Source organism: Candidatus Protofrankia californiensis, from assembly GCF_900634765.1.
Classification (GTDB): Bacteria; Actinomycetota; Actinomycetes; order Frankiales; family Frankiaceae; genus Protofrankia; species Protofrankia californiensis.
This window is the reverse complement of record NZ_CAAAFT010000387.1, coordinates 1-7,358: the sequence shown is the minus strand read 5'-3', so window position 1 is coordinate 7,358 and position 7,358 is coordinate 1. Positions and strand designations below refer to the sequence as shown.

Genomic DNA, 7,358 nt, shown 5'->3' with positions numbered 1-7,358 from the left:
AGATGGAGGCATGCCTGCGGGCGGTACACGGTGGTGTCCCGCAGGCCCACGTCCTCGACGGCCGGGTGGCGCACGCCGTCCTGCTGGAGATCTTCACCGACGACGGCATCGGCACCCTGATCACACCGGACGGCGCCCGGAGGGCAACCGCCCCGGTGCCGGCCGGCCGGCCCGCCCCGGACGGCAGTATCCCGGACGGCAGTATCCGGGACAGCGGTATTCCGGACGGCACCGCCGCGGATCCGGCCACACCTGCCCCTGCTATAGGACCAGACCCCGCTACGGGAGGAGCCCCGTGAACGCCGAGCTGCTCAATCGCCGGGACGCCGTGATCATGGCGGCCTACGGCCGTCCGCCGATCGCGCTTGAGCGTGGTGCGGGGGCCAGGGTGTGGGACGCCGACGGGCGCGAGTACCTCGACCTGATCGCCGGGGTGGCCGTGAGCGTCCTCGGGCACTGCCACCCAGCCGTGCAGGAGGCCGTCGGTGACCAGATCGGGCGCCTGGGCCACGTGTCCAACCTGTACGTGAACGAACCGCAGATCGTCCTGGCCGAGCGCCTGCTGGGGCTGCTGGGCGGCGCCGACGGCCGGGTGTTCTTCTGCAACTCCGGGGCGGAGGCCAACGAGACCGCCATCAAGATCTCGCGGCGGACGGGCCGCGGTGAGATCGTCTCGGCCGAGGGATCGTTCCACGGGCGGACTCTGGGCGCTCTGTCGATCACCGGCCAGGCGTCCAAGCGGGCGCCGTTCGAGCCGTTGCTGCCCGGCGCGCGCTTCGTCCCCTACGGTGACACCGCCGCGCTGGAGGCGGCGGTCAGCGAGCGCACCGCCGCGGTGTTCCTGGAACCGACGCTGGGCGAGGGCGGTGTGATCGCGCCGCCGGAGGGCTACCTGCGGGCGGCCCGCGACATCTGCGACCGGGCCGGCGCGCTGCTTGTCATGGACGAGGTACAAAGCGGCATCGGCCGGGCCGGAACCTGGTTCCTGCATCAGGCCGAGGGCATCGTCCCGGACGTCGTCACGCTCGCCAAGGGGCTCGGGGGTGGTCTGCCGATCGGGGCCTGTGTCGGCTTCGGTCCGGCCGGGCAGCTGTTGCGTCCTGGTGATCATGGCAGCACTTTCGGCGGGGGGCCGGTCGTCTGCGCCGCCGCGCTCGCCGTGCTGGACACCATCAAACGGGACGACCTGATCGCCAACGCGGTGCGGGTGGGGGGCGCGCTCGCCGGCGGGATCCGCGGCGCCGGCGCACCGGGCGTGGTCGGGGTCCGCGGCCGTGGGCTGTGGCTGGCGATCGAGCTCGACTCGCCGTTCGCCGCCGCCTTCGAAACTGCGGCCCGCCAGGCGGGCTTTCTGGTCAATGCGGTGAGCGCGGATGCGGTCCGGCTCGCCCCACCGCTGGTGCTCTCGGTCGCGGAGGCGGACGAGTTCGTCGCGGCGCTGCCGGGAATCGCCGGTCAGGCCGTGATCGCAGGCCAGGCCGCGGCTGCCGGTCAGGCCGCGGTCGCCGGGGAGGCACGACCTGCCACCGAACGTTCTAAGGTCGGCGCATGACGGTGCACCCCGACAGCGCCCTTCGCTGCGCTCCTCGTTCGCCGGCGCTCCCTACGATGCTTGCTTTGTTGCTTGCCCTGTTCGCTTTGGACGCCGTCTCATGACCCGACACTTCCTCCTCGACACCGACCTGACGCCGGAGGAACAGGCCGCCATCCTGGACGCGGCGGACAGGCTGAAGGCGACCCGCCGCGCGGGTACCGGCGAGCCCGGGCCGCTTGCCGGCCGTTCGGTGGTGCTGCTGTTCGAGAAGCCCTCCACCCGGACCCGGCTGTCCTTCGACGTCGCCGTGGCCGAGCTCGGCGGGCACCCGGTGGTGGTGGACGCGGCGACCACCCAGCTTGGCAGGGGCGAGTCCATCGAGGACACGGCCGCCGTCTTCAGCCGGTACGTCGATATGATCATCATACGGACGTTCGCGCAGGAGCGGTTGGAACGGCTGGCCGCGGCGGCTTCGGTGCCCGTGGTCAACGCGCTTTCCGACCACGCCCACCCGTGCCAGGCGCTTGCCGACCTGCAGACGATCCGGGAGAAAAAAGGTAATCTTTCCGGACTGGCACTGGCTTATCTCGGGGACGGTAACAACGTCGCGCATTCGCTGGTCCTCGCCGGCGCGCTGGCCGGGATGCGGGTGCGGGTCGCCTCGCCGCCTGGGTACGAGCCGTTCGAGCAGGTGGTCCGGCACGCCAACGAGATCGCTGCCGTCACCGGCGGGGAGATCCTGGTGACACACGACCCGCTTGAGGCCGCGGCCGGCGCGGACGTGCTCTATACCGACGTCTGGGCGTCGATGGGCCAGGACAATCAGACGGAAAGCCGGTCGCTGGTCTTCCAGCCGTACCGGCTGGACGAGAAGGCGGTCGAGGCAGCCTGCGACGATGTGATCGTCATGCACTGCCTGCCGGCGCACCGCGACCTGGAGATCGCCGGTTCCGTGCTCGACGGCCCCCAATCGGTCGTCTTCGACCAGGCCGAGAACCGGCTGCACGCGCAGAAGGCACTCCTGTCGTTCCTGCTGGAGTCGTTCCTGCTGGAAGATCACGATCGGGCTGCCGGCGACCGGCCGGGTGACGCGGCGCGCCACCCACTGCCCGCGGCGCTGACCGGCAAGGTCACGCCGTGACAGGCCGGCAGGGCCACGCCACTGTGACCACCCAGGCGCCTGGGGCTGCCGTGACCGCGCAGGTGCCCGGGGCGGTGCGCCATGCGGCCGCACCGCTGACCAAGCACGCACGCCAGGTCAGGCTCGCCGCCCTGATCGCCCGGCAGCCGGTGCGTTCGCAGACGGAGCTGGCCCGGCTGCTCGCGGCCGAAGGCGTCCAGGTCACGCAGGCGACGCTGTCACGCGACCTGGAGGATCTCGGCGCGACCAAGGTGCGCAGCCCGCAGGGCGGGCTCGTCTATGCCGTCGACGTCAACCTGGCGCCGGCCGAGTCCGTGCGGTTGCCGCTGGGCAGGCTCTGCGAGGAGCTGCTGGTCTCGGCCGAGGCCAACGGCGACCTGGTGGTCCTGCGGACCCCGCCGGGTGCGGCGCAGCTGTTCGCCTCGGCCCTGGACCGCGCGTCGCTGCTGGAGGTCATGGGCACCATCGCCGGGGACGACACGGTGCTGGTGGTGTGCCGGTCGGCCCGGTCGGTCACCGGCGGTCCGCCCGGCGCCGGCGACGATCCGACCGGGCCCGAACTGGCCGCCCGGCTGCTCGGCCTGGCCGAGGGCCGGACCCGTGACTCTCTTGCGGGCCTGGTCGACCCCAGTTCCTCCGCCCCCGCCGGCTAGTGGTTCGGGAACCTGGGCATGGGCGTGGGCCCCAGAAACAGACATTGCCGGGGCCGGAGGCAACGGCTGAAGGCAACGCCCGGGAACGAAGAGAAGAAAGGTTGATCAGCGGTGACTGACCGCGTGGTACTGGCATATTCGGGCGGCCTGGACACGTCCGTGGCCATTGGTTGGATCGGCGCCGAGACCGGCGCGGAGGTCGTGGCCCTGGCCGTCGATGTCGGTCAGGGTGGTGAGGATCTTGAGTTGATCCGGCAGCGCGCCCTGACCTGTGGGGCGGTGGAGTCGGTCGTGGTCGATGCGCGGGAGGAGTTCGCCCGGTCGTTCGTCGCCCCCGCCATCCGGGCGAACGCCCTGTACATGGACCGCTATCCGCTGATCTCGTCGCTGTCGCGGCCGATCATCGTCCGGCACCTCGTGGAGGCGGCTCACACCTTCGGTGCCGGGGCCATCGCCCATGGTTGTACCGGCAAGGGTAACGACCAGGTGCGTTTCGAGGTCGGCGTGATGGCGCTGGCACCGGATCTCAAGGTTCTGGCGCCGGTCCGTGACTCGGGGATGACCCGGGACAAGGCGATCGCCTTCGCGGACGAACGAGACCTTCCGATCGACGTGACAGCACGTTCTCCCTATTCCATCGACCAGAACCTGTGGGGCCGCACAGCCGAGTGCGGCGTGCTCGAGGACCCGTGGGCGCAGCCCCCGGAGGACGTCTTCGTCTATACCGCCGACCCGACGCTTGCGCGGGAGCCGGACGAGGTGACGATCGGCTTCGTCGACGGGCTCCCGGTCTCACTGGACGGCCGCGCGCTGCCGCTGGTGGCTCTGGTCGCGGAACTGAACACGCGGGCGGGCGCGCAGGGCGTCGGGCGGATCGACATGATCGAGGACCGACTGGTGGGGATCAAGAGCCGGGAGATATACGAGTGCCCGGCGGCGATAACCCTGCTGACCGCCCATCGTGACCTGGAGGACCTCACCCTGGAGCGGGAAGTCGCCCGGTTCAAGCGCGGGGTGGACCAGCGCTGGGCCGAGCTGGTCTACGACGGCCTGTGGTACTCGCCGCTGCGGACCGCGCTGGACGCGTTCGTCGACGCATCCAGCGTCCGGGTCAGCGGCGAGGTGCGGATCCGCCTGGCCGGCGGGGTGGCCCAGGTGGTGGGGCGGCGCAGCGAGGCGAGCCTGTACGACCACGCACTGGCGACCTATGACGCCGGCGACCAGTTCGACCAGCGCGACGCCCGCGGTTTCATCGACCTGTGGGGGCTGCCGAGCAAGGTGTGGGCCGCTCGGGAACAGCGGCTGTCACGGTGAGCGCACCGGGGTCCCAGCCACCGGTATCCCCGTCGTCGGCGGGGTCCCAGCCAGCGGCGTCCCCGTCGTCGGTGTCCCCGCCGCCGACCCGATTGTGGGGTGGCCGCTTTGCCGGCGGTCCGGCGCAGGCGCTGGCCCGCCTGTCGGTCAGCGTCCAGTTCGACTGGCGGCTGGCCCCCTACGACCTGCAGGCATCCGGTGCCCACGCCCGGGTGCTGCACCGTGCCGGTCTGCTCGACGACGGCGAGCTCACCGCCGTCCTCGCCGCTCTCGACGATCTGTCGGAGGCGGTGCGTACCGGGCGTTTCCGCCCGACCGTGGACGATGAGGACGTGCACACGGCGTTGGAGCGGGGGCTGCTCGAACGCCTCGGCACCCTGGGGGGCAAGCTGCGGGCCGGGCGCAGCCGCAACGACCAGGTTGCCACCGATCTGCGGATGTACCTGCGGGATCACGTCCGCCAGGTGGCTGCCCGTCTGATCGACCTGCAGCTGGCCATCGTCGACCAGGCGACGGCGCACGTGGACACGCCCGCGCCCGGGATGACCCACCTCCAGCACGCCCAGCCGATCTCGTTCGCCCACCAGCTGTTGGCGCACGTCCACGCGTTCGTCCGGGACGTCGCCCGGCTGCGGGACTGGGATCGCCGTGCCGCCGTGTGCAGTCTCGGAGCGGGGGCGTTGGCCGGCTCCTCGCTGCCGCTGGACCCCCAGGGTGTCGCCGTCGAACTCGGCTTCGACTCGGCTTTCGAGAACTCGATCGACGCCGTCTCCGACCGTGACTTCGCCGCGGAGTTCCTGTTCGTGGCCGCGCTGATCGGCGTGCACCTGTCCCGGCTCGGTGAGGAGATCGTCCTGTGGACCAGCCGCGAGTTCGGCTGGGTCGAGCTGGACGACGCCTTCGCCACCGGCAGCTCGCTCATGCCGCAGAAGAAGAACCCGGACGTCGCCGAGCTCGCCCGGGGCAAGTCCGGCCGCCTGATCGGGGCGCTCATCGGGTTGCTCACGGTGCTCAAGGGGCTTCCTCTGGCCTATGACCGCGACCTGCAGGAGGACAAGGAACCGGTGTTCGACGCGGTCGACACCCTCCTGCTGGTGCTGCCGGCAACCGCCGGGACGGTGGCCACGATGCGGGTGCGGCGCCAGCGCCTCGCCGAGGCCGCTCCGGACGGGTTTGCGCTGGCGACGGACGTGGCCGAGTACCTCGTCCGGGGCGGGGTGCCCTTCCGGGAGGCGCACGAGGCGGTCGGGCAGCTGGTGGCCTGGTGTGTGGCGCACGACGTCGGCCTCGACGGGGTCGGTGCCGAGGAGCTCGCGGCCATCAACCCCCGGCTAACCCCGGGTGTGCGTTCGGTGCTGTCCGTGCAGGGCGCGCTGGAGGCCCGTTCGGCTCCGGGTGGGACGGCGCCGGCACGGGTGCGCGAGCAGTTGGCCGCGCTCACCGAACGCCTGCGTCAGGACCGTGAGTGGGCGGGCGGCTCCTGAGCGTCCCGGACCGGCGGTTCTACGACCGGCCGCCGCTGGATGTCGCCCGTAACCTGCTGGGTGCCCGGCTGCGTCGGGGTGGGGTCGTCGTTCGGCTGACCGAGGTCGAGGCCTACGGCGGCGAGGACGATCCCGCCTCGCACGCGTTCCACGGCCTGACCCCACGGTGCACGGTGATGTTCGGACCACCCGGGCACCTGTACGTCTACTTCATATACGGCATGCACTGGTGCATGAACATCGTGTGCGGGCCGGTCGGCGAAGCCGCCGCTGTCCTCCTGCGCGCCGGTGAGGTGGTCGAGGGGGCGGACAGGGCGGCGCGCGGCCGTTCGCACCTGGCCAGGGCGGCGTTGGCCAGGGGGCCGGCCCGACTCACCAGGGCGCTGGCCGTCGACGGCTCTCTCAACGGTGCCGACCTCGTCCTCATCGGTGCCGGCCCCGTTGGTGCTGGCCCCATCGGTGCAGGACCCGATGGTGCCGACCTCGTCGGGAGGGGCGATTCCGGTGGGAGTGCCGCTCTGCCCGCTCTGCCCGCGGACGATGCCGCGCTCGTGCTCTGCGCGGGCCCTGGGATCGACGAAGCTCGGGTTGCCCATGGGCCCCGGGTCGGGGTCAGGGCCGCAGCGGATCGGGAATGGCGGTTGTGGATCACAGGGGAGCTGTCGGTCAGCGGCTCGCGGCGTGAGCGCCGGACGGTTCCAGCACCGGCAGCGGCGCCGGAACCCGGCCGAGACCTCGCCTGACGGACCTCGCCTGACGGGACCTCGCCTGGGGAGTCCGTATCAGGAGCCTGCCGGGCAGCTCCACTCCACGGTTTCCGGTGGCTCCGGCGGCGTGAAAACCATGATCGAACCGCCTTTGACCTGGGCCTCCGGGCATCTTCACGATCTCCAGCCCGGGCATCCGGGGCGGCCAGTAATAGTCCCATACCAGACGGGTGGGTCAAGGCGACATTCGAATGATGTGATGTACATCACAGATCAAAAAGTCTCTGGCGTTTGACGATCCCGTTGGCCACCCGTAATGTTCTCCTTGCCGGCGGAAAGCCGGGAGACATCCGAGCCAAGCTCATCGCTCGGATGGCCCCCATCCCCGGCCCGAGGCTCACTGTGAGTGTTCGGAGGAGTCGTTGAGGCGGTCGCCGGGTGATCCGGGGTGGTTTGACTCAACAAGATTCCAGCAGATTTGAGAGGTTGTCCCAGACGGGCATCGAGAGGTGCCCCATGGTGAAC

6 protein-coding genes and 1 pseudogene are annotated in these 7,358 nt (G+C 71.1%); all 7 read left to right on the top strand.

The window, feature by feature from the left end; translation table 11 throughout:
• Window positions 1–299, top strand: a pseudogene (locus DD1DGNOD_RS29885) (acetylglutamate kinase); the annotation flags it as partial.
• Window positions 296–1,552: an acetylornithine transaminase gene (locus DD1DGNOD_RS19805; RefSeq protein ID WP_131770795.1), complete on the top strand. Its 1,257-nt coding sequence runs from the start codon at window positions 296–298 to the stop codon at window positions 1,550–1,552. The pseudogene DD1DGNOD_RS29885 and the gene DD1DGNOD_RS19805, both read left to right, overlap by 4 nt.
• A gap of 100 nt (window positions 1,553–1,652) precedes the next feature.
• Window positions 1,653–2,675, top strand: a complete 1,023-nt coding sequence (argF, locus tag DD1DGNOD_RS19800; RefSeq protein ID WP_131770794.1) for an ornithine carbamoyltransferase — start codon at window positions 1,653–1,655, stop codon at window positions 2,673–2,675.
• Between the two features lie 74 nt (window positions 2,676–2,749).
• A complete protein-coding gene (gene argR / locus DD1DGNOD_RS19795; RefSeq protein WP_430827842.1) occupies window positions 2,750–3,328 on the top strand; it encodes an arginine repressor in 579 nt (192 codons plus the stop codon).
• 111 nt (window positions 3,329–3,439) lie between these two features.
• Window positions 3,440–4,642, top strand: coding sequence for an argininosuccinate synthase (locus tag DD1DGNOD_RS19790; RefSeq protein ID WP_131768001.1), 1,203 nt, complete (start codon window positions 3,440–3,442; stop codon window positions 4,640–4,642).
• 71 nt (window positions 4,643–4,713) lie between these two features.
• A complete protein-coding gene (gene argH, locus DD1DGNOD_RS19785; protein ID WP_165035165.1) occupies window positions 4,714–6,126 on the top strand; it encodes an argininosuccinate lyase in 1,413 nt (470 codons plus the stop codon).
• The gene (locus tag DD1DGNOD_RS19780; protein WP_131767999.1) at window positions 6,108–6,869 is read left to right on the top strand and encodes a DNA-3-methyladenine glycosylase; all 762 of its coding nucleotides are present in this window, start codon (window positions 6,108–6,110) and stop codon (window positions 6,867–6,869) included. The genes argH and DD1DGNOD_RS19780 overlap by 19 nt, the downstream gene beginning before the upstream one ends.
• Window positions 6,870–7,358 lie beyond the last annotated feature (489 nt).